Raw genomic sequence first — 23,088 nt, 5'->3', positions numbered from 1 at the left:
TTAGATCATTAAAATTTAAAGAAATTTATTTAATTTAAACCTTCAACATTATTACCAATACTGAACAAATTGTGCTGGGTTGGGCCGTTGTTTTTTCGGTACTTCACCATCTGGCGTGCCTAAATACAAATAACCCACTATTTGCTCGTTATCGCCCAACTTGAGTTGTTGTTGCACATATGGGTGGTAAGCATAAGCCCCTGTGCGCCAAATGCCTTGAAAGCCTTGCGCAACAGCCGCCATTTGCATTGCATGAACGCTACAACCAGCTGTAATAAGTTGCTCACTTTCAGGAATTTTATGCTCTGGGGTAATTTTGGCGATCACCGCGATAATAAGTGGCGCTCGCAATGGCATATTTTTCGCTTTGGCAATTTGTTCATCTGTCGCTTGGTTTTGTTCGGCCGCTTCGGCAAAAATTTCGCCTAAATCCGTCAGTGATTCATCTTTAAACAGAATAAAGCGCCATGGCATAAGGCCACCATGATCAGGCACATTACAACCAGCCTGCAATATGTTGTTCAGCTGCTCTCCCTGTGGCGCTGGATATAACAATTTGTTGTAGGAAACTCGGTTTAATAAAAGGTCGATTGCGTTCATTAAGATATCCTATACGTACATGCTGTCTTCATCATCTGGCGATTGTTCTAGTTTAAATGGTTTGCGGCTATGGAATATATCTTGAAAGGCAAAATACAAAGTGCAATGCATTATCGGTAAAACAAATATTAGCCCTAATCCACCTAACATAATTGCTAACACCATAGCGAATATGATGACTAACCCAAATACAGCCATACTCATACTATTTTTAAAACCACCAACAAACGACATCTTAATCGCTTGCCACGGAGATATTTGATGCAATATCACCAATGCAGGTGCAAATAACATTGCCAACAGTATCGGAGCATACAAAATTAACAACACTAAACTCAAATGGTAAACATCCACAATATTAGGTGTACTTAGGGAGTTAAAGCCAGTCATGTTAGCTGCAACTTCATAACAGAATAATGCACCTATCATATTGACTAATGTCAGCACTATCATAGGCACTAAACTGTTTTTAAAACCATCAAATACTTTTTTATGTTCAAATTTCTGGGTGTGGTAAGCGGTAAATGCTAACGGGTACAAACCAGCCACTAAAATATTGCCAATTAGTTGCCCAACAACTGGAACAATGGCCAGCGCAAGCATCAGGATATAAACCGCTAGCGTTGTGCCAATCCATGCAAGTTTGTTTTGATTAAACAAGTTAAACCCTTGTTTAAACCAGTCAAATGCTGACTTTGCTGGCCTAACTCGAATAACAACTTGCTGATCTGAATTATTTGAAGAAACTGGTTGCATAAAATAACTGTTATCGTATTAATGAATTGAACTTGTATTATTGCTGATGTCGTCTAACTGCAATTTAATAATTTGCGCAAGTGGATCAGCAGGACACTGTTCAATAAAAAATTTGTAATCGTCGACTGCAAACGAGTCACAGTTCAACTGTTGCAATACAAAACCTCGGTCACGTCGTTCGTATGGGTTATCTGGTTCGTGGCTAATTATCAGGTCGACAACTTCAAGCGCTTTGGCAAATAAACCTTTGTCCATGAGTGCGGTTTTGTACATACTCAATAGTAACATGCCAACAGTTTGTGCGTCTGGCAATTCAATCTGGGCTTGTTTTTTATCTTTGATGTTTAAATATTCTTTTACTTCGCTCCACTCCAAGCTAGTGCCAGTTGAGGCTTCGATAAACACATATTGGTTTTCTTCAAGTTCAATACGGACTAACACTTTATGTTTAGCAATAATCGGATGAGCATTTAACCTTGCCGCACTAAACAAGTCGGCTAGTATGATAGCGAGTACAGATGAAGCGGCGGTATGCGTATTCAGGGCAGAAACTAAGTCGTAGTCTTTTGCTTGCACGGGTGCATTTGGCAAACCAAAAATGCTTTGCGTATAGTAAAAGTCGAGCACAAAATGAATTCGCTCAATTGGATCATCCATGTCTAGTGTAGCTAATTCAGCAGTTTGATATAAAGTATCATGTTGCTCTAGCGCCGAGTTAAATTGCGCAGTTGGTGATATTGGCTCAAGTAATTCTAAGCAATAGCCGACGATGGATTGATGTTCTAACAATTTAGCCCCTACAAATTTTGAATACCGCGTTCATTTTATGGGGGCTTAATGGTGTTTTTCAAGGGGTATTAATCAGGGTATTGCTGCAAGACCTCTTCAAACAGTTGATACTTATCTATAAATATATCGACCAATTCGGGGTCAAAATGTTTACCACTTTGAGATTTAATTTCTGCCATAGTTTGCTCTGGGCTCCAAGCTTCTTTGTAACAACGTTTGCTTCGTAGTGCGTCATACACATCAGCAATCGAAACAATTCTGCCATACAAGTGTATCTCCTTGCCTTTTTTACCTTCTGGGTAACCAGTGCCATCCCAACGTTCGTGGTGATCTCGGGCTATTAGGGCGCCCGCTTTAATAATAGGTCGCTCACTCCCAGCTAAAATATGGTAACCCATAGAGCTATGTTTGCGCATTATGGTCATTTCATCAGGTGTCAGCGGCCCCTGTTTATTTAAGATTCGGTCAGGTATGCCAATTTTTCCGACATCATGCAGCGGTGATGCTAATACCAGATTGTCTGTTTCTTCTTCAGGCAGGCCTAGATGCTCAGCAAATAATCGGCAGTATGCTGCAACTCGTTTTACATGATTACCTGTTTCTTCTGAGCGACATTCAACTGATTCACTCAAGCGCATGACAATTTCTCGCTGCGTGTCTTCTATGTCTTGAGTCAAAATTACATTGTCGTATGCGATTTGCACATTCTTAGTAAATAACTCAATTAGGTGCTTATCGGTTGCAGACAACTCTTCTGATATATTTGCGATATACAGCAGTGCCCTATGGTTTGAATGGCTTTCACAGTAAGCAACTATAAAATCATCACCATAAACGATGTCTTTGTCGTTTATTGCATCTTCAAACGCATCTTTCATATTCGGTTGAATAACTTCAAATACTTTTTTGCCTTCAAGGTCAGCAAATTCGCCCTGACCTGTTACAACAACGAGTTCGCCATCGACTAAGTGATCATCTGCCACCAATGAAGTTACATACATGGCTTCATTGGTACAGTTAATAATAGAGGTTAATTGGCGCAAAATCCCATTAATGAAAGTGTCCATGGAGTGATTAGAAAACAAGTTTGCCGACGCTTTTATAATGGTTTCTAACCCCATACGGTTTTTTTCTATCGACATAATGTCGCGATATGAACGCAAACTTGCCATGATGACAGTAAAGAGTTTTTGTGCGGTTAACTCTGTTTTAGATTTATAGTCATTTATATCATAGTTAACAATTACATGTCGCTCTGGTGCCTGACCTGGTTGACCTGTACGCAAAATAATTCGAACAAATTGGTTATTGGCTTCTTGGCGGATAAATTCAGCAACACGCAGCCCTGCGTCATCCGTTTCCATAACTACGTCGAGTAGAATAATTGCAGTATCTGGATGTTCAACAATTAATTCCTTGGCTTCAGCGCCTGAATAGGCACTGATAAATTCCAAGCTATGATGTTGAAATGTGAAATCACTCAATGCAAGTTTGGTCACTGCATGAACTTCGGGCTCGTCATCAACAATTAACACTTTCCAAGTTTTTTGATAGCTAGTTTCTTCTTCTGTTGTTGTATCGTCGTCTGTAAATAGAAAATCATCGTTCATGCACTAATTCCCCAAAAGCGTGCGTTTACACCACTCTTAAAAACTAGTTCACAGATATTAAATTGACAAGTTTGATGAATATTTATTGTTTGTAGGCGAATGTGATGCGATCTTGTTGGGCTATGTCTTTGACTGTTTGTATGTTTTTATAGCCAAGTTCGGATAACAATGCAGTTACAGCGGCAGCTTGGGTGTATCCGTGTTCAAATGCCAATAAGCCACCTGTGTTTAAATATTGCAGCGCTGTTATGGCTATGTGCCGAATATCTGCCAGCCCTTGGTCTTGGGCTACCAATGCGGATATCGGCTCAAATCGCACATCACCAGTGTCTATATGCGGGTCATTTTGTTCAATATAAGGTGGGTTGGATACAATAATGTCAAAACATCTATCGGTATTTGCAAAAGGCTCAAACCAGCTGCCTTGATAAATCTCTATCGGTAATGCGAGCTTGAGAGCATTCTGCCGCGCAAGTTCTGCTGCCTGCGGATTATATTCAACGGCACTCACCTGCCAATGCGGAAACTCCGACTTTAATGCAAGTGCAATCGCGCCTGTACCCGTGCCTAAATCAACTAACTTGACAGGTTGCTTAGACCAAGTTGACTGCTGGTCGACTTGGTTAATCACCACTTCAACCAAGGTTTCTGTATCTGGTCGCGGAATCAAGGTGCTTGGATTAACTTTAAGCGGCAACCCCCAAAATTCACGTTCACCAATAATATGGGCGATCGGATGCCCGTGCAAACGTGTGTCTACCAATTGACAAAAATGCTGAATTTGCTCGGTAGTTAGCGATTTATCAGGCCAGGTCAGCAAATATACGCGATTGTGCTGCTTTAAAACATGCAACAATAATAGTTGCGCATCAAGTTGCGCTGAATCTGATTCAGTCAATAGACTAGCAGCCCAACGCCATGCAAGTTCTATGGTGTTGGGACAATTTTGCGTTATATTTGCCATCAATTATCGAGACTAACCGTCGGACAGTGCAGCTAATTGATCAGCTTGATATTCATGGATAAGCGGCTCTACGACAGCATCTAAATCACCTTCTACCACTTCATTTAATTTGTATAACGTAAGGTTAATTCTATGGTCGGTAATTCGCCCTTGAGGATAGTTATAGGTGCGAATACGCTCTGAGCGATCACCACTGCCCACTAGATTACGACGAGTAGACTCTTCTTCTAAACGGCGTTTTTCATCTTCTGCAGCTTGAATTCGCGCAACTAAAACAGACATTGCTTTGGCTTTATTTTTATGCTGTGAACGCTCGTCCTGACACTCCACTACAACACCTGTCGGTAAGTGAGTAATACGTACAGCAGAGTCGGTACGGTTTACGTGCTGACCACCCGCCCCCGATGCACGGAATGTATCAATACGTAAATCAGCAGGATTAATTTGAACCGCTTCTGATTCTGGAACCTCTGGCAATAAAGCAACGGTACAGGCAGATGTATGAATACGCCCTTGTGATTCAGTTTCAGGTACACGTTGCACGCGGTGACCACCAGATTCAAATTTTAAACGGCCATATGCACCATCACCAATAATGCGTGCTACAACTTCTTTATAACCGCCTTGCTCACTTACATTCTCGCTGACTAATTCAACACGCCAGCTTTTGCGCTCGGCGTAACGCGAATACATACGGAATAAATCACCGGCAAAGATACCCGCTTCATCACCACCAGCGCCTGCACGTATTTCAATAAAGCAGTTGCGGTCGTCATTTGGATCTTTTGGTAATAACAATATTTGTAAGTCTTGACGCAGTTGCTCTAAAGTTGCTTTGGCCGCTTTCATCTCCTCTTGAGCCATTTCTTTTAGCTCTGGGTCATCTTCATTTAACATTTCTTCAGCGGTGGCGAGGTCTTCTTCTGCTTGCTGATAATCTTTAAACGCCTTAACAACTTCTTCTAATTGCGAATATTCTTTAGACAAGGCTTTAAATTTATCTTGGTCAGATATTACGTCACCATCGCTTAACAATGCTTGAACTTCTTCATAGCGCTCATCTAGCGCTTCGAGTTTACGTATAATTGATTCTTTCATGGGTAAAGTTTACTCAGATTCTATGCCTAAATGCTCGGCTAAAAATTCTATATTAGATTTATCTTCAGCTGTCGCCGCTTGCCTAAGCGCAACAGTTGGTGGATGAACCAATTGATTGGTTAATTTGCTTGCTAATTCAGTCACCACTTTGTCGGCATCTACACCTTGCGAAAGTTGGTTAAGTGCTCTGTTTAACAATAATTTTTTAATGTCGTCCGCTTGGCTGCGATAACTTCTTACATAATCAACCGACTGGCGTGAGGCAAGCCATTGATTAAATTTAGCAACGTCAGCAACAATCATTTGTTCTGCTTTTTCTGCCGCTTTTACTCGTTTTTGTTGATTTTTTTGCACTATGCCCTGCAAATCATCAACTGTATATAAATAGACGTTATCAACATCATTAACTTGCGTTTCTATATCTCTTGGTACCGCAATATCAACCATAAACATAGGTTGATTGCGTCGCTGATGCATTGCACTTTCCACCATACCTTTGCCAATTAACGGCAATGTACTGGCTGTCGAGCTCACGACAATATCTGCATTGACTAATAACTCGGGTATTTGCGACAAAGTAGCGGTATTCGCATTAAAAGCTTGAGCCAACGACTCGGCTCGCTGCTGACTTCGATTTGCCACGGTAATCTTATTCGCACCCGCTTCGGCAATATGTCGGGCAACCAGCTCAATTGTTTCACCCGCCCCTACCAACAAAACATTCACTTTGCTTAAGTCATCAAATATGTGTTTCGACAAACTCACTGCCGCAAATGCCACGGAAACGGCCGCTTCACCGATTTCGGTGTTTGTACGTACGTCTTTAGCAATGGCAAAAGCACTCTGAAATAACCGCGACAAAATGCCACCAACAAAATTGTGTTGTTCAGCTATCGCATACGATTGTTTGAGCTGACCTAAAATTTGTGGTTCACCTAACACCATCGAATCGAGACCACAAGCAACCCGCATCAAATGGTTAATCGCGTTATCATCTTGATAAAAATAAACATGTTCGGCCAAGCTTGCTTGCTCGATACCATGCACCTCAGACAACCATTCAATTGCAGTGTGCTTGCTATATTGGGGCGCGTTCAGATAAACTTCGGTGCGGTTACAAGTAGAAACAACAACAGCTTCGGTAACTGAATAGATTTCTTTTAACTGAATGACTGATTCGACGATTTGCTCTGTCGAAAAGGCAACTTTCTCCCGTATACTTACTGGAGCTGTTTTGTAGCTGATACCGAAAGAAAATAATGCCATTGATTCTGTTACAGTTTGTCGTTGAACGTTCAGTTAAAATGGAAAGACGCTAATTTTACGAGATGGACGAGCAGATTGAAAGCTTTTAACTATAGCATTCGCGGTTATTTATTAAGTTTGGTGGTATTTTTAAGCGGTTGCGCACTAAAACCTGACTTACCTCAACTTAAAGATATTTATTCAGCAAAACAAATCAAAAGTTTTACAGCCGAAGGGAAAATTGCATTTATTCGAGGTAAAGACCGCGAGTCGGTTAACTTCTTTTGGCAACAACAAAGTGATAACTACCAAATAAGTTTAAATACTTTTTTAGGCATTCAAGTTGCAGACATTACTGGTTTCACTCCCCCAAAACGTGTAGCAAGCAAACAAAAACCAGCGCACATTTCAATTAAAGCGGACGGTAAAAGCTATCAATCTAATGCACCAGAGCAGCTATTAGAACAAGTTATTGGTTGGCCGATTCCGATTAATAAAGTGGCAAACTGGGCTAAAGGTGATCACCAAGGTGTGGTTATGAATCGGCACGATAATGGTTTAGCCAAAGAAGTATTTGTCAGAACTCAATTTGACCAAGAGTGGCGGTTGCAATATTTGAGCTACCACAGTTTAGGTAACGTTCAGTTGCCGAAAAAAATTAAGTGCCAGTACTTAGATTTCACCTTAATTATGCAAATAAACGAATGGAAAGAGATAAACCAATGAGCCAAAGTTATACCTGTTTAGCCCCAGCTAAAATTAATTGGTTTTTGCACATAACGGGCAAAAGAGACAATGGCTACCATGAACTCAGCACACTTTTTCAGTTTGTCGACTTAGCTGACGAACTCATTTTTACTAAAATTGAATCAAAGCAAATTGAGCTATCTGGTGATTTGTCCGGTGTGGCAGCTGAAAAAAACCTAGTTTACAAAGCAGCGCAGCTTATGCGCAAACATTTTGCAGTAAACTTAGGCATACACATAGAGATTAAAAAACGCATTCCTTCGGGGGCTGGATTAGGTGGAGGTTCGTCTGATGCGGCAACCACTATGTTAATGCTGAACAAACTTTGGCAAATCAACGCAACCGAACAACAATTGCTTGAACTCGGGGCAAAGTTAGGCGCTGATGTCCCCATTTTTATTTATGGCCAAACCGCGTTTGCTACTGGCATAGGTGAAAGGTTAACCCCAAGCGAACAACCCGAAGTTGATTTGCTGTTAGCGATACCAGCAGATTGCCATATATCCACCCCTCTTATGTTTTCTCAACCTCAACTAAAACGAGATAGTGAAATAGTTGCGCCGGCTGACTATCAATTTGCAACAACTCGGAATGATTTCCAACCTGTCGTAAAGGAAATGCAACCTCAGGTTGCCAAAACCTTACAGTGGTTGATAGAATACGCGCCATCCAGACTGACGGGTACAGGTGCATGCTGTTTTTCTGTTGTTTCATCTAAACAACAAGCGGAAGAAATGGCCCGCCATGCTCCAGAAGGCATAAATACTTTTGTTGTAAAAACCCTGAAGAATTCGCCTGTTCATCTATATTTAGCCGAACAGTTTTCGTAATTAGCTGAGTTAAACTAAGCTAATGTTTAAATTAAACGATTAATCAAATTGCCTGAGGTTCACCACCGTGCCTGATATGAAAATATTCACAGGAAACGCTACCCCTGAGTTAGCACAAAAAATTGCTAACCGTTTGTATACTAAACTTGGATCTGCCGTTGTTGGTCGCTTTAGCGATGGTGAAATTAGTGTGCAAATTAATGAAAATGTTCGTGGGGCGGACGTTTTTGTGATTCAATCTACTTGTGCACCGACTAACGACAATATAATGGAATTAATTGTCATGATTGATGCATTGCGCCGCGCTTCGGCTGGCCGTATCACAGCCGTTATTCCATATTTCGGCTATGCCCGACAAGACAGACGCGTGCGTTCTGCGCGTGTGCCAATTACTGCTAAAGTTGTCGCTGATTTCTTATCTAGCGTTGGTGTTGACCGTGTTTTAACGGTTGATTTGCATGCTGAGCAAATTCAAGGTTTCTTCGACGTGCCGGTCGACAATGTATTTGGTAGCCCAATATTGATTGAACACATGTGGGACCAAAAATTTGAAAACCCAGTAGTTGTATCCCCCGATATTGGTGGTGTCGTTCGCGCAAGAGCAGTAGCTAAACAGTTTAATGATTGCGACTTAGCCATTATTGATAAACGTCGCCCACGTGCAAACATTGCACAAGTCATGCATATTATCGGTGATGTTGAAGGCCGCGACTGTATCATAGTTGATGACATGATAGATACGGGTGGCACTTTATGTAAAGCGGCCGCCGCACTGAAAGAAAAAGGTGCGCGCCAAGTTTATGCTTACGCGACACATGCTGTATTCTCTGGCAATGCGGTACAAAACATTTCTGATTCATTAATTGATAAGTTGGTAATTACCGATTCAATTCCATTAAGCGATGAAATGCGCCAAGTAGATAAAGTTCATCAATTGACTTTAAGCTCTATGCTTGCTGAAGCAATTCGCCGTGTCAGCAATGAAGAGTCAATCTCTGCAATGTTTGATGGTTAGTTAACCCCAGACACCTTATACAATAAAGCCGTTATTGTTTTGCAATAACGGCTTTATTTACGCTAAACGTTTATAAGTGTCCTATGCTTTATATGTTGTTGGCTGAATAACATATTGGTTAAGTCGCTATGAGATACATGTTGCTACTGTTAATTATAATTGCCCATGCAAGCTGTGCAAAAACGGTAGTAGTGCTGTATACATATTATGAAAAACCACCGTTTATAATCGATCTTAAAAATAACATAGGTTTAAGTTTTGACCTCGCATCCGAATTAAACCATTTTGCCCAAAACTATCATTTCGAATTGGTTTATCTACCCAAGCAACGGGCAACCAACAAAGCGATAGAAGCCGGTGCCCTGCTGTGGGTTAATCCGAGCTGGGTCAATGGTACTAATACACAAACTTTTCTATGGACAAAGCCGGTGATGTACGACCGAGAGCTTTATGTGACTAATGATAAATCGTTAATATTTTCTGACAACTCATCACTGTACAATAAAACCTTGGTTGGCGTGCGCGGCTATCACTACTTCAACTTGAATGAGTTAATCAAACAAGGCAATGTTTTGCGCCACAATGTTGATAATGAAACCACTATCGCCAAAATGCTCGCCAATAAACGTGGTGATTTTGGCGTGATGGGATTGCAAACTTACAGCTACATAATTAAACAAAACCCTGAGTATAAAAACCAACTCTATATACTTGAAGGGTATGTTAAACCTTTTACACGTAGCATTGCGGTTTCATCATCTTCTCCGGCAATATATCAAAAACTTATACAATTTTTTCAATCAGATAGATGGATAAAGCTAAAAGATAGATGGCTGATACATCGAGATGATACAGCACAACTATCCAATCGCTGATACAAAGGCGGTTTATTTAATCAAAGTCAACTGTGACCCCATGTAGTGAACCTGAACTATTTTGTTCATTACTACGCAATTTAATTTTCAAACGTAAGTCGTTAGGTGAATCAGCGTGATGCAATGCATCAGCAAAGGTAATGACTCCTTTTTCGTACAAGTCAAATAAGGCACCATCAAAAGTTTGCATGCCAAGTTCCTTAGACTTTTCCATCACCTCTTTAATGCCACCCAACTCATTCCGGGCAATAAGATCAGAAATCAATGGTGAATTAAGCAATATTTCTATCGCGGCAACCCGGCCGTTACCATCTTTAGTGGGGACAAGCTGTTGCGCAACGATTGCTCGCAAGTTTAACGAAAGGTCAAACAATAGCTTTTCTTTCATATCTTTTGGCACCATATGCATAATACGGTCGATTGCTTGGTTAGCGTTATTGGCATGCAAGGTCGCCACACATAAATGCCCCGTTTCGGCAAAAGATAACGCATATTCCATTGTTTCAGCTGAGCGAACCTCACCTATCATAATGACATCTGGTGCTTGGCGAAGTGAACTTTTAAGTGCCGCGTCAAAAGATTCAGTATCTACGCCCACTTCACGCTGAGTAACTATCGACTTTTCATGTTGATGAACAAATTCAATTGGGTCTTCAATGGTTAGAATATGCCCACGGCTATTCCGATTTCGATAGCCCATTAGCGCAGCTAGTGCAGTTGATTTACCTGTGCCTGTCGCACCTACATATAAAAATAAACCACGTTTTGCCATAATGACGTCTTTCAATACGCTTGGCATGCCCATTTTGTCGACATCTGGAATGGTGGTATTAATTTTACGAATCACCATACCGGTTTGCTCGCGCTGAATAAAAGCATTGCAGCGAAAGCGTCCAACTCCATCAACGGCAATGGCGTAGTTGCATTCTTTGGTTTGTTCAAACTCTTGTTTTTGTGCGGCATTCATCGTGCTATGAACTAAGTCTATACTTGCCTGATTATCCAGCACATTCTCGTCTAAAGCGGTCATTTCACCGTTAATTTTTGCACTTGGTGGACGGCCAACCGTAATAAATAGATCGGACGCGTCTTGCTGAACCATTTTTTCTAAATAAGGTTGAATTAACATAAACCGCTCCTAGAATTGGCTTTTATTAACCGCTTTAGTTGCTGCCACTTGACGTGTCACCATGCCACGACTAACTAAATCAGCTAAACACTGATCCATAGTCTGCATACCAAATCCCATACCGGTTTGAATGGCAGAGTACATTTGTGCAACTTTATCTTCGCGGATTAGATTTCGAATAGCAGGCGTGCCGACCATAATTTCGTGAGCAGCAACACGACCACCACCAGAACGTTTTAACAATGCTTGTGAAATAACAGCTTGCAACGACTCTGACAACATTGAGCGCACCATAGGCTTTTCTGCTGCGGGAAATACATCAACAATACGGTCAATGGTTTTCGGCGCTGATGTTGTATGCAAGGTTCCAAAAACTAAGTGACCCGTTTCTGCTGCCGTCATGGCTAAGCGAATGGTTTCTAAGTCACGCATTTCACCAACTAGAATAACATCAGGGTCTTCACGCAGTGCTGAACGCAATGCATTGTTAAATGATTTAGTATCTCGGTGAACTTCCCTTTGGTTGATTAAGCTCAGTTTATTTTGATGAACAAATTCAATTGGGTCTTCAATAGTGAGTATATGATGATGTTTGTTTTGATTGATGTAATCTATCATTGCTGCCAGCGTGGTACTTTTACCTGACCCCGTAGGCCCGGTAACCAATACCAAACCACGTGGTTTGTCGGCAAGATCTTTAAATATATCGGGAGCGTTAATATCTTCCAGTGTTAAGACTTCGCTCGGAATGGTTCGAAATACCGCAGAAGCCCCGCGGTTTTGTACAAATGCATTAACACGAAAGCGTGCTAAGTTGGGGATTTCAAAAGAAAAGTCAGCTTCCCAGTTTTCTTCGTACTCTTTGCGCTGCTTATCATTCATAATGTCGTAGACTAATTGGTGCACTTGTTTATGATCCAATGCTGGTACATTTATTTTCCTTACATCCCCGTCGACCCGAATCATAGGCGGTACACCCGCTGATAAATGTAAGTCGGATGCTTTATGTTCAACACTAAATGACAAAAGTTCTGTAATGTCCATCTGAGGTACTCCGCTTTGTTCGCTTGGCTAAGCGCTTAATTGTTATTTTTAAAAATAGCAGAAAGTTTTAAGCCTGTTTCAATTATTCTGCAAAAATCGCTTTAGTTAACTGAATGATATATCATGACACCAGCCTCAACTGGAGCCAACCAAAAATTTTGATAAATGATAGATATACAACAAAATTTAACCGATATTAATCAACAAATTGCGAATATTAACCGCAATACACCACAAACGACTCAATTACTGGCCGTCAGCAAAACCAAACCGGCCTCGGCTGTTGTCGCAGCTTATCAAGCAGGACAACGAAAATTTGGTGAAAACTACGCGCAAGAAGGTGCAGATAAAGTTCAACAACTTGCTGATTATGCAGATATTGAATGGCACTTTATCGGCCCTATTCAGTCGAATAAAACCAAATTGATTGCCGAAAATTTTAACTGGGTGCAAAGCTTAGATAGAAACAAAATCGCTAAACGTTTGAGCGAGCAGCGCCCAAAAGATATGCCGAATTTAAATGTGTGCATTCAGGTAAATATTTCGAATGAAGCGAATAAGTCGGGTTTAGCAGCAAATCAAGTTATTGACTTTGCTGAGCATTTAACTCAATACAGCAATTTAACTTTGCGCGGCATTATGGCTATTCCACTGAATACAGACGATAAAGCCGAACTCAACAAAATGTTTGGCCAGTTGCACGATTTATATCAGAACTTGAAAAACAGCTACCCGGCTATAGATACATTATCAATGGGTATGTCGAACGATATGCAAACCGCGATCGAAAATGGTAGCACTATGGTACGGATTGGCACGGCTATTTTTGGCGCAAGAACCTAATTAACCCTTTACACTTTTTGTAGAAACACAATATGACAACATCAAATAGAACAGTCGCATTTATTGGTGCTGGCAATATGTCTGCTAGTATCATTGCTGGATTAGTTAACAGTGGCTATGAAGCCAATAAAATTATTGCGGCGAATCCTTCAACTGGCAAGTTGGATGCGCTAAAGCAAAAATATGCCATCCAAACGACGCAAGATAACAACAGCGCAATAGCACAAGCTGACGTTGTTGTATTAGCCGTTAAACCTCAAATTATGGCGGATATGCTCAGCGCTGTAACACTAGACCCAGCACAATTGACGAACAAACTTTTTATTTCAATTGCCGCAGGTATTCCTGTTGCCCGCTTCCAGCAGCTGCTTGGCCCTGAAGCAGCGATTGTCAGAACCATGCCAAACACTCCGAGTTTACTCGGTTTAGGCTTAACTGGTGTCTATGCAGCAGACTCAGTATCTCAAACGGATAAAGACTTCACCGATACCTTAATGAGTGCAGTTGGCAAAACAGTTTGGGTAGATGACGAAGCTGGCATTAATAAAATCACTGCGCTGGCCGGCAGTGCCCCCGCTTATTTTTTTCGCTTTATGGAAGCTTTGGTCCAGCAAGCACAAGCTCTCGGTTTTTCAGACACAGAAGCCAAACTTATTGTCGAGCAAGTTGCCAATGGTTCAGCACAAATGGTGCAACAGAACTCTGATAAAACCATTACCGAACTGCGCCAACAGGTTACCTCGAAAGGCGGTACGACTGCGGCAGCCATCGCCAGTTTAGAACATAACGATTTAGATTCAGTAATTCAACAAGCTGTTGAAGCCTGTATGAAACGCGCCGAAGAAATGGCCAAACAATTGTAAAAGCACGGAGTTAAAACATGAATGCACTGCACTTTTTAATCACCACATTATTTGGCTTGTATTTAATGGCGATCGTTTTACGCTTTTGGTTACAGGCAGTTAGAGCGGATTTTTATAATCCTCTGAGTCAATTTATTGTAAAAATTACCAACCCGTTAGTTAAGCCATTGCAGACTATTTTACCGAATGTAAAAAATTGGAATTTTGCTGCTTTAGTGGCAGCGATTATTGTTGCAGCGGGCAAATTTTTTGTTTTAGCTTTAGTTTTTTCACAACCGGTTAATCCAGCTGGATTTGTTATAGTTGGTGCAATATCTGTAGTTTATGAGTTTTTAAACATCGCTTTTTGGGTATTGATTATTCGCGCCATTTTAAGTTGGTTTAGCCAAGGTGGTTATAACCCTGCGGAACAAATATTAGTCCAATTAACTGAACCTTTGGTTTCTCCCATACGTAAAGTTTTACCACCTATGGGTGGGTTAGATTTTTCTGTGTTGGTAGCGATTATCGCTATTCAGTTTGTTAAATTGTTGTTGTCTGATTTATTTGGTGGGTTTTAAATATCGCTATCAAGATACGTGTGTGCTTTTGGCTAGTAGAGTGTTATTTTCGCAAAAACGCTGCAAGTACGTCCTTGTAAGCTTCGCTTTTTCATCCCTGACAAAGAGATTTTGCTCTAAATATCACTCCACTAACCAGCGCATCAGACATCTTAATTTTCAGCGATAACATACCAAGAAGGTGGATGAGTGTGTTGCGAACAAAACTTCATAAGGCATGGATGCCTTATGCAAGCGACTCAGGATGAGCTTGAAGCATTTTTGTGAGTAATACCTCATATACCTTTATACCTTCTAGCAAAAGAATAAAGAGCCCAAGCAACTAAGGAATAAAATGAACACTATAAAATTTTCTAAGATACTCCTGTTAACAACATCACTACTTTTTGCTTGTACAGCCTTAGCCAATGGCGAATTTATCGACGACGGTAAAGGTGGCGCCAACCCAAATATGACAGAAATCGGCAGTTGGCAAATTCACCATATCGCCTTTCCTTCCACCTTTATTCAAGCAGAAACGGCCAAAGCAATAGGTTTAGATCGACGTGGTAACTATGGTCTACTCAATATTAGCATCTTAGATTTAGCCAATAATAAAGCGCCACTAAAGCTAAAAGTGACAGGTTATGCACAAAACTTAGTTGGTCACCGCAAAGACTTGGAGTTTAAGGAGGTAGACGAAGGCAATGCGGTTTATTACTTGGCCCAAGTGCGCCATGCAAATGAAGAAACTTTTCGCTTTTACATCACAATTAAAGACCCGAAAACAGGTCACAGTGAACAATTTAGATTTCAACAAAAAATGTGGGTTGATTAGTTCATTCGCCTAAATCCAATTTAAGCTGAACAGCTGTGCGCTGTTCACTTAAACCCACTTGCACTCCCAACAAGCGCACACCTTTTTTCTGCGCTTTGCCATCAAATCTATTGAGTCCTTCTTGCAACAAATAACGTAAAACTGTGTGGTCGAGCGTTTGGCACTGTTGCTCTTTAGTGGTTAATTGAAAATCAGAAAATTTAAGTTTGATACCAATTTTTTCAATTTGCCGACTAAGCAAATATGGCTCCAATCTGCGGTTGAGCTCTGGCAATAATTTTTCAGTTAAAATTTGGTTTAGCTGCTCATAACTATAAAAATCTTTATCAAAAGTGCGTTCTACCCCTACCGATTTACGTACTCGCTCGGTTTCCACTTCGCGTTCGTCTATGCCGTGGCAACGTCGCCATAATACTTGGCCATATTTGCCAAAATGTTGTTGTAAAAATTCAAGGTTAGAGTTGCGTACATCTAAACCTGTATTTAACCCGTAGTTTTGTAACTTTTGCCAAGTGACTTTGCCCACACCAGGAATTTTTTTTAGCTCTAGTTCGTCAATAAAATCTTGTACTTGCTCAGGTTTAATTGTGTATTGGCCATTTGGCTTATTTAAATCAGAGGCTATTTTCGCGAGGAATTTAATTGGCGCTATCCCTGCCGATGCGGTCAACCCCGTTGCTTGGTAAATCTGCTGGCGAATGGTTTGTGCAATTAGAGTTGCAGATCCATTGTGCAATGGGTTATTGCTTACATCCAAGTATGCTTCATCCAAGGAAAGTGGTTCGATTTTATCTGTGTGTTGAACAAAAATATCACGTATTTGCTGGCTAATCTCTTTGTAGGCCTGCATTCTGCCTGGCAATACAATTAGATCTGGACATTTTTTCAATGCCAACGCGGTAGGCATAGCGGAGTGCACGCCAAATTGGCGTGCAATATAATTGCATGTCGATAAGACACCGCGCCTGTTCGACGCACCGCCAACGGCAACAGGCTGCCCTTGTAATTTTGGGTTGTCGCGAATTTCGACTGATACATAAAAAGCATCCATATCGATATGGACAAACTTTTTATTCATGCAAAATTCCTCAGCTCACATCTGTAAAATCTGTAGGAAATTTACCACATAACTGTATATTTAGACAGTTAATTCACATCATTTAAGAAAGCTTCAAAATCTTCTTCTTCTTGCTCAGTGATTTGAGGTTTTGGCACATTACCATCATACAAGTCATATAAACTGCGCTGAAAGTAAGCTTCACGCACAAATAAATAAGGGTCTAAACTATCATCTAATAGTTTTTCTTGATCCATTAACCGAATGCGGCCTTCCACTGCTTTAATACTGATACGCAAGGCTTTGACCCATAGGGTCAAATCGTCTAATGGAAAATAAGCTGAGTCAATAATATCACCAGTAAAATTTCGCGCATCCGTTGGCCCCATCGCTGGTAACATTAAATATGGTCCAGTATTGAGCCCCCATTTTCCCAACACTTCACCAAATTCTTCGTTGTGGTCTTCTAAACCCATGTAACCAGCCACATCAATCAAACCTAACAAACCAATAGTTGAATTAACTAAAAATCGTCCTGTGCTTTTTGCAGCCCCTTCGCCTTTGCCTTGCAATAAATTATTAATTGCGGATGAAGGTTCTTCTAGATTTTCAGCTGCATTTAATAAACCCGTTCGGGCAAATTCAGGCATAATGATCTTATAACCAACTGCCACAGGTCTAACGAGATACTTGTCTAGTATCTCGTAGTTGAAATCCCAGATTGCTCGGTTGACCCCTTCTAATGGATCTGGGATTTCTTGTTGTACTTCTTTGGGTAAATTGGCTTGCTGAGCCGCCGTTGCTTGTGTATCTATATTTTTATTGCTAGCACAGCCAGCTAACACAAGCACAGCTGAAGCGAATAATAAATTAATCTGTTTCACGTTTTCCGTTCCGAAAATTATTCACCTGCAAATTGAACTTCTAATTTGACGCCTGCAGGATCATGCAAAAAAATTTGAGTTGGCCTATCTGCATAATTCATTTGATGATATTCAATTGCCAGTTGGTTTAATTTGTTTATAAAGTTGCTCATATTAGGCATAGTAAAAGCCATATGATCCAAAGCCTGATTGGATCCTGGCGTATAAACTGCATTCACATCAACTATCTTATTCAAATGCAATATTGGCTGGTTGCCTGAATATAACCAATAGCCAGGCCGGTTCATCTTTGGCCTATACCCTTCTACTAGACCAAAAAGATCACAATAAAATTTCTTCACTTTTAAGATAAGGTCGGGGGCGACATTTAAATTAAAATGATTAAATTGCAATTTCTAAAGTTCCATTGTGACTTGGGTATTTTGTTCTAATGTAAGGGCATCACTATTTTTTTCAATTTCACCTTCAGATAAACCAACATCTGCATCTTTAGACAAACGCACAGTGATATACGCATTGGCCAAAGACGACAAATTAAAACCTTGCATCATCGCATTTTGATCGGTCAAAGTAACTGTATCTGGCAGTTGTCCATTTTCTATTGGCAAACGTAATACAGCTGCAGGTGGGCCAGATAACTGGGGTCGGGCAAATACCACTAAATATTGAAAGTCTGCTACTTGTGCTTGAGTTTGTTGTGAGACATTAAATTTAATCACAACGGACTTTGCATCAGCAGTTGGCTGCGCTGATTGTTGCGCAGCGGCGGCATGGGCACTCACTTGGGGCAAAGTTTGTTCAATCGCTTTGCGTCTGCTGTCGTCCTCAGGTAAATAATTCAACGCTAACTGCCAGTATTGCGCAGCAACTTGATTGTTTTGTAGCTGAAACGCTGTATAACCAGCCATAGTTAGTGCTTCAGCATCAGCTGGATTTTGTTGTAACACTTGATTATAGATACGCCCAGCTCGCTTCATCATGCTCTCGTCGCCACTGGCTAATAAACTTTGCGCTAAGCTCATTCGGCTAGGGTAATGCTCTGAGTCGATTTTTAGCGCTTGTTCAAATGCGGCAATTGCATCAGATAAATTGTTTAAACTATATGCAACACGCCCTAATAATAGCCAGCCAGACGCATCTGGCGTTTGCTCAGCTAATTTACTACGCAATCCCAAGTAAAACTCGTTTAACTCTGCTTTAGTAAAGTTTTCATTGCCTTGCATGAGTTTTTGCCCGAACTCTGCTGTTTTGCTTTGCGCGGCTAACCATTGTTCCATTTGTGCTGGCTTGCCTTGAATATAATATATCGCACTGGTCACAATTAGCGTTACCACTGGGAGCAGCCACATGGTGTTTTTCGAGATGTGCAGTCCACTGGTAACCTTAGCTTGTGATAACTCACTAGCAAGCTGCACAGTTAAATCTTCTTTAGCAGCCTTGTAGGCTTGCTCTTCAATATTACCTTGCTGTAAGTCTTGCGCTAGCTCTTGCAATTTTTCAGCGTATAAATTTTCAATGCGCTGGTGATCTTGTTTCCAGTTATGTTGTTTTGCCATCCAAGGTAGCAGGACCAATGTGCTCGCGATCAATGCAAACCCAACTAAAACTAATATTAACTCGTTCACGATTTACCTTTAGATTCTAATTTATCAATAATGGCTTGAGCTTGATCTAAGCTATTGGCATCAACTTCTGAGCCAAGCTTTTCTCGACGACCTTTTTTCAACACAAACACCACTAAAATCAGCGCAATAGCAATCGGCACTAACCACAGCCAAATAGTTACCATGTTTATTGGTGGATCGTAATGAACAAATTGTCCGTATCTTTGCACCATAAAATCAATAACTTGGTCTTTGCTTTGCCCTTGTTTAACCAACTCATAAGTCTTATTTTTAAGATCGATGGCAACCATAGCGTTTGAGTCTGCGATATTTTGGTTTTGACACTTAGGACAGCGCAACTCTTCAACCAACTCACCAAAGATTTTTTGCTGTTGTACATCATCAAATGGATAACTTTCTTCAACCGCATAAACAAAACAACTGATAAAAGTTAGACCCAAACTAATCAGCGTTATAATTGATTTGTTCATTTTTGCTGCTCCGACAGGTTTGAACCGTGATTATTTGGCAACAAAGGGGCAAACTCGTTTTGCCACACCCTATGGTCAATTGCCCCGCGTCGATGCGCAATAATTGTACCTTTATCGTCAATTAAAAAGCTTTCTGGCGCACCTGTGACGCCTAAATCTAACGACAAATCGCGCTTTTCATCGTAAATATTAAACTGAAAAGGATTGCCTAATTGAGCTAACATTTCAGTAACTTCTCTACGGGTTTGTCGTACATCAAGTTCACCAAAAGCAGCTTCTGCAGCATTGTCGTAATAAACGCCAACAATCTTAACGCCTTGCTGGCGAAGTTGCGTCATAAAAGGTAATTCAACACGGCAGGTAACACACCAAGTACCCCATACATTGATTAAGGTATATTCACCTAACAGATCTGCTTTACTGTATAGGCGATTTTCATCCATTAAATCTGCCAATTGAAACTCTGGAAAAGGTTTGGCTAAATTGGCATTTTCAATGTTAGTTGGATCAGAATATAAACCTTTGTACAAAAAAATACTGACCAACAAAAATGCAACTATTGGAATGAGCAGCTTATAATTTTTCATTCAAATTTAACCTTTTGCTCTATAACTTTGTTTGCTGATACTGATTCAACAGGCCCAGCCTCACTTGGCTGTCGCTGTGCTCTCCAAGATAAAATTTTACGATAGCGTTTATCTAAAATACACATAATCGAACCTAACACCATTAATACACCGCCTAACCAAATCCAACGGACAAATGGCTTAACATTAGCAGTAACCGCCCACGCATCACCATCTAACTGTTCGCCTAAGCTAATATAGATATCGCGCCACAAACCCGGGTCGATACCAGCTTCAGTCATAACATTTGAGTGCATTTTGTAATAGCGTTTCTCGGCTTTAAGTGAAAAACTGTCTGAACCATTACTAACGTCAAACAACGCGTGATAGGCTGAATAATTGGGCCCTTCAAATTGCTCTACTGCGGTAAATTTAAATTCATAATTGTTGACCGTGACACTCTGACCTGGTGAGATTCTAACGCTTTTGTCAACACTTGCGACCTTAGTAATTGCAATGCCAATAACCAGTGCTGCAAAGCCTAGATGGCCTAACGACATGCCCCAGTGTGACAAAGGCAATGGATTCTTTTTCCCTGAGGTAATGAGCTCGTATACCACTAATGCGGCCAGCCAAGTTGCTAAAACCACACCAAGCAAACTGAAAAATGTATTAATTTGCAGCATTAAATAACAGGTAATGGCAACAATCGCAGCTGGCACGGCACCAACAAATAACTTAGTTTTGATGCGAGAAAACCTGTCTTGTTTCCAGCGGACAAATGGCCCAATAGACAAAGCGATAATAAATGGAATAAACCAGATAGAAGAAACACTATCAAAAAAAGGCGCCCCAATTGAAATTGAACCCAAGCCAATTTCTTTGTGCACAAGAGGCAATAAAGTGCCAAGCAAGACGACAACCAATGCTGCAACCAGCAGAACATTGTTCACAAATAGCAAAACTTCGCGAGAAAACAGTTTGTATCTGTGGGTACTCACCACTTTGTCGGCACGCCACGCATATAAAGTAAGCGCGCCACCAATTACAATAAGTAAATACACCAGGATAAATAAACCACGTGTTGGATCACTGGCAAATGCGTGTACTGAGACTAAAATACCCGAGCGAACCAAAAAGGTCCCTAATAAACTTAACGAAAATGCCGAAATTGCCAGTAGTACAGTCCAGCTTTTGAACGCGCCGCGTTTTTCTGTGACCGCTAAACTATGGATCAAGGCAGTGCCCGCTAGCCAAGGCATAAATGATGCATTTTCAACAGGATCCCAGAACCACCAGCCACCCCAGCCAAGTTCATAATAAGCCCACCAGCTACCGAGTGTAATACCTGCAGTCAAGAAGCCCCAGGCAGACAATGTCCAAGGTCGCGACCAACGCGCCCAAGTTGCGTCTAACTTTCCACCAATTAATGCTGCAACCGCGAATGCAAAAGCAACCGAAAAGCCAACGTAGCCCATGTACAACATAGGTGGATGAATGATTAACCCTACATCTTGCAGGAGTGGATTCAAATCTCGTCCATCTATCGGAAACATTGGAAAAGTTCGTTCAAATGGGTTTGAAGTAAAAATCACAAATGCTAAAAAGCCAATAGCAATAAAGCCCATAACTGCTAATACTCGAGCAACATCATCGTCATCTAGACTTGAACTAAAAAACGCAACCCCTGCTGTCCATAAACTGAGTATCCACACCCACAAAAGCAGCGAGCCTTCATGTGCGCCCCATACTGCAGACAACCGATAGTACCAAGGCAAATCTGAGTTTGAGTTCATCGCAACATAAGTGACCGAAAAATCGTTGTGGTAAAACGCCCAACTCAAACAAAAGAATGCCACCGATAACAAGGTGAAGTTTGCGTAAACCAGTGGTTTAGCAAGCGCGACAAATTCGACAATTTTCTTTTGCGCTCCGATTAGCGGAAATATCGCTAAACACACAGAAAACACCAAACTGATAAGTAATGAAAAGTGACCTATTTCTGGTAACATTATTGGTATCCTAGTTCTGGGTTTTCAGACGGTTTAACATGTTTGATACCTTTCATCGCTTCAGCTAAATCTGGTGGCATGTATTCTTCATCATGTTTAGCCAATACTTCAAAAGCTTCGATAACATTGCCTTCTCGAAGATAGCCATTGGCGACAATGCCCTGCCCTTCACGAAATAAATCAGGCAAGATGCCGTCGTAGCGAACAACGACTTTAGGTCCTGTATCTTGTAATTCAAATTCGACCATTAAGCTTTCAGGGTCACGTTTGACGCTACCTTCAACAACCATGCCGCCAATACGCAAACGCTGGCCAACTGTTGGTTTTACCCCTGTTTCTTTCTTGCCATGGATAATTTCGCTTGGTGTATAAAATAAATCGATATTTTCGCTTAATGCATACAAAATTAAACCGACTGTTACCGCTAATCCAACCAATAAACTTAAACCAGCGTACAATCGTTTTTGTCGTCTAGTTGTCATAACTTCATCTCCGAATTAACTTGCTGCTGCCGAATATTACGCACTTGCTGTTGTTGAACAATTTCTTGTTCAATCGATTTTCGTTGCCATTTTGACCATAAAAACAATGCAACTATCAGCAAAAAAGCCAATCCATACGAAAGCCATACATAGAAGGCGTACCCATTCATTGCGAGAAAATCTGCAAAAGATTCAAATGCACCCATA

General features: G+C 40.9%; 26 protein-coding genes. 8 read left to right on the top strand and 18 right to left on the bottom strand.

The genetic code is table 11. The features are described 5' to 3' along the window. Positions 1 to 51: 51 nt before the first annotated feature. The 7 genes from DS2_RS00910 to hemA all read right to left on the bottom strand — a co-directional run bounded on the left by DS2_RS00910 (position 52) and on the right by hemA (position 7,083). A complete protein-coding gene (locus tag DS2_RS00910; protein ID WP_035012692.1) occupies positions 52 to 600 on the bottom strand; it encodes an NAD(P)H nitroreductase in 549 nt (182 codons plus the stop codon). A gap of 9 nt (positions 601 to 609) precedes the next feature. Beyond that, the gene (locus DS2_RS00905) at positions 610 to 1,356 is read right to left on the bottom strand and encodes a BPSS1780 family membrane protein (protein ID WP_035012690.1); all 747 of its coding nucleotides are present in this window, start codon (positions 1,354 to 1,356) and stop codon (positions 610 to 612) included. An 18-nt stretch (positions 1,357 to 1,374) separates the two neighbouring features. Next, positions 1,375 to 2,145 carry a tetratricopeptide repeat protein gene (locus DS2_RS19545; protein ID WP_051479494.1) on the bottom strand — a complete coding sequence of 257 codons (771 nt, stop codon included), beginning with the start codon at positions 2,143 to 2,145 and terminating at the stop codon, positions 1,375 to 1,377. A 68-nt stretch (positions 2,146 to 2,213) separates the two neighbouring features. After that, positions 2,214 to 3,755: a DUF3369 domain-containing protein gene (locus tag DS2_RS00895; RefSeq protein ID WP_035012689.1), complete on the bottom strand. Its 1,542-nt coding sequence runs from the start codon at positions 3,753 to 3,755 to the stop codon at positions 2,214 to 2,216. 82 nt (positions 3,756 to 3,837) lie between these two features. Continuing rightward, positions 3,838 to 4,719, bottom strand: coding sequence for a peptide chain release factor N(5)-glutamine methyltransferase (prmC, locus tag DS2_RS00890; RefSeq protein ID WP_035012688.1), 882 nt, complete (start codon positions 4,717 to 4,719; stop codon positions 3,838 to 3,840). A 12-nt stretch (positions 4,720 to 4,731) separates the two neighbouring features. After that, the gene (prfA, locus tag DS2_RS00885; protein WP_035012687.1) at positions 4,732 to 5,817 is read right to left on the bottom strand and encodes a peptide chain release factor 1; all 1,086 of its coding nucleotides are present in this window, start codon (positions 5,815 to 5,817) and stop codon (positions 4,732 to 4,734) included. Positions 5,818 to 5,826: 9 nt separating this feature from the next. After that, positions 5,827 to 7,083, bottom strand: coding sequence for a glutamyl-tRNA reductase (hemA, locus tag DS2_RS00880; RefSeq protein ID WP_035012686.1), 1,257 nt, complete (start codon positions 7,081 to 7,083; stop codon positions 5,827 to 5,829). A 75-nt stretch (positions 7,084 to 7,158) separates the two neighbouring features. Here hemA and lolB point away from each other — a divergent pair, with 75 nt between their 5' ends. From lolB to DS2_RS00860, 4 genes are all read left to right on the top strand, one after another. Then, positions 7,159 to 7,788: a lipoprotein insertase outer membrane protein LolB gene (gene lolB, locus DS2_RS00875; protein WP_035012685.1), complete on the top strand. Its 630-nt coding sequence runs from the start codon at positions 7,159 to 7,161 to the stop codon at positions 7,786 to 7,788. Then, entirely contained in the window at positions 7,785 to 8,639 is an 855-nt protein-coding gene (gene ispE / locus DS2_RS00870; protein WP_035012856.1) for a 4-(cytidine 5'-diphospho)-2-C-methyl-D-erythritol kinase, read from the top strand. The genes lolB and ispE overlap by 4 nt, the downstream gene beginning before the upstream one ends. Positions 8,640 to 8,706: 67 nt before the next feature. After that, positions 8,707 to 9,654 carry a ribose-phosphate pyrophosphokinase gene (locus DS2_RS00865; RefSeq protein ID WP_035012684.1) on the top strand — a complete coding sequence of 316 codons (948 nt, stop codon included), beginning with the start codon at positions 8,707 to 8,709 and terminating at the stop codon, positions 9,652 to 9,654. 128 nt (positions 9,655 to 9,782) lie between these two features. Continuing rightward, complete coding sequence (locus tag DS2_RS00860) at positions 9,783 to 10,529, top strand: substrate-binding periplasmic protein (RefSeq protein WP_035012683.1); 747 nt, start codon at positions 9,783 to 9,785, stop codon at positions 10,527 to 10,529. 16 nt (positions 10,530 to 10,545) lie between these two features. Here the strand turns inward: DS2_RS00860 and DS2_RS00855 are convergent, their stop codons facing one another. Both DS2_RS00855 and DS2_RS00850 read right to left on the bottom strand, forming a co-directional pair. Then, complete coding sequence (locus tag DS2_RS00855) at positions 10,546 to 11,658, bottom strand: PilT/PilU family type 4a pilus ATPase (RefSeq protein ID WP_035012682.1); 1,113 nt, start codon at positions 11,656 to 11,658, stop codon at positions 10,546 to 10,548. Between the two features lie 9 nt (positions 11,659 to 11,667). Further along, a complete protein-coding gene (locus DS2_RS00850; protein WP_035012681.1) occupies positions 11,668 to 12,702 on the bottom strand; it encodes a type IV pilus twitching motility protein PilT in 1,035 nt (344 codons plus the stop codon). Positions 12,703 to 12,867: 165 nt separating this feature from the next. On the opposite strand from DS2_RS00850, the gene DS2_RS00845 reads away from it, so the two are divergent. The 4 genes from DS2_RS00845 to DS2_RS00830 all read left to right on the top strand — a co-directional run bounded on the left by DS2_RS00845 (position 12,868) and on the right by DS2_RS00830 (position 15,785). Continuing rightward, entirely contained in the window at positions 12,868 to 13,545 is a 678-nt protein-coding gene (locus DS2_RS00845; protein WP_035012680.1) for a YggS family pyridoxal phosphate-dependent enzyme, read from the top strand. A 32-nt stretch (positions 13,546 to 13,577) separates the two neighbouring features. Beyond that, positions 13,578 to 14,408, top strand: coding sequence for a pyrroline-5-carboxylate reductase (proC, locus tag DS2_RS00840; RefSeq protein ID WP_035012679.1), 831 nt, complete (start codon positions 13,578 to 13,580; stop codon positions 14,406 to 14,408). A 17-nt stretch (positions 14,409 to 14,425) separates the two neighbouring features. Continuing rightward, complete coding sequence (locus DS2_RS00835) at positions 14,426 to 14,968, top strand: YggT family protein (RefSeq protein ID WP_035012678.1); 543 nt, start codon at positions 14,426 to 14,428, stop codon at positions 14,966 to 14,968. Positions 14,969 to 15,302: 334 nt separating this feature from the next. Then, entirely contained in the window at positions 15,303 to 15,785 is a 483-nt protein-coding gene (locus DS2_RS00830) for a DUF4426 domain-containing protein (protein ID WP_035012677.1), read from the top strand. Position 15,786: 1 nt separating this feature from the next. Here the strand turns inward: DS2_RS00830 and dinB are convergent, their stop codons facing one another. The 9 genes from dinB to ccmD all read right to left on the bottom strand — a co-directional run bounded on the left by dinB (position 15,787) and on the right by ccmD (position 23,087). After that, the gene (dinB, locus tag DS2_RS00825; protein ID WP_035012676.1) at positions 15,787 to 16,863 is read right to left on the bottom strand and encodes a DNA polymerase IV; all 1,077 of its coding nucleotides are present in this window, start codon (positions 16,861 to 16,863) and stop codon (positions 15,787 to 15,789) included. 68 nt (positions 16,864 to 16,931) lie between these two features. Beyond that, positions 16,932 to 17,726 carry a VacJ family lipoprotein gene (locus DS2_RS00820; RefSeq protein ID WP_035012675.1) on the bottom strand — a complete coding sequence of 265 codons (795 nt, stop codon included), beginning with the start codon at positions 17,724 to 17,726 and terminating at the stop codon, positions 16,932 to 16,934. 17 nt (positions 17,727 to 17,743) lie between these two features. Next, positions 17,744 to 18,013: a hypothetical protein gene (locus tag DS2_RS00815; protein ID WP_051479493.1), complete on the bottom strand. Its 270-nt coding sequence runs from the start codon at positions 18,011 to 18,013 to the stop codon at positions 17,744 to 17,746. A gap of 108 nt (positions 18,014 to 18,121) precedes the next feature. Next, on the bottom strand, positions 18,122 to 19,351 hold the full coding sequence (gene ccmI, locus DS2_RS00810; RefSeq protein WP_035012673.1) for a c-type cytochrome biogenesis protein CcmI: 1,230 nt from the start codon (positions 19,349 to 19,351) through the stop codon (positions 18,122 to 18,124). Continuing rightward, the gene (locus DS2_RS00805; RefSeq protein ID WP_051479492.1) at positions 19,348 to 19,821 is read right to left on the bottom strand and encodes a cytochrome c-type biogenesis protein; all 474 of its coding nucleotides are present in this window, start codon (positions 19,819 to 19,821) and stop codon (positions 19,348 to 19,350) included. The genes ccmI and DS2_RS00805 overlap by 4 nt, the downstream gene beginning before the upstream one ends. Next, complete coding sequence (locus DS2_RS00800; RefSeq protein WP_035012672.1) at positions 19,818 to 20,408, bottom strand: DsbE family thiol:disulfide interchange protein; 591 nt, start codon at positions 20,406 to 20,408, stop codon at positions 19,818 to 19,820. Before DS2_RS00800 ends, DS2_RS00805 begins: the two co-directional genes overlap by 4 nt. Then, positions 20,405 to 22,399, bottom strand: coding sequence for a heme lyase CcmF/NrfE family subunit (locus DS2_RS00795; RefSeq protein ID WP_035012671.1), 1,995 nt, complete (start codon positions 22,397 to 22,399; stop codon positions 20,405 to 20,407). The genes DS2_RS00800 and DS2_RS00795 overlap by 4 nt, the downstream gene beginning before the upstream one ends. Further along, on the bottom strand, positions 22,399 to 22,881 hold the full coding sequence (gene ccmE, locus DS2_RS00790) for a cytochrome c maturation protein CcmE (protein ID WP_035012670.1): 483 nt from the start codon (positions 22,879 to 22,881) through the stop codon (positions 22,399 to 22,401). Before ccmE ends, DS2_RS00795 begins: the two co-directional genes overlap by 1 nt. Next, entirely contained in the window at positions 22,878 to 23,087 is a 210-nt protein-coding gene (gene ccmD, locus DS2_RS00785) for a heme exporter protein CcmD (RefSeq protein WP_035012669.1), read from the bottom strand. The genes ccmE and ccmD overlap by 4 nt, the downstream gene beginning before the upstream one ends. Between the last annotated feature and the right edge of the window lies 1 nt (position 23,088).

It is taken from the genome of Catenovulum agarivorans DS-2, from assembly GCF_000568405.1.
GTDB lineage: Bacteria > Pseudomonadota > Gammaproteobacteria > Enterobacterales > Alteromonadaceae > Catenovulum > Catenovulum agarivorans_A.
Note: the sequence above shows the minus strand (reverse complement) of the source record. Positions and strands in the feature narration are given on the sequence as shown.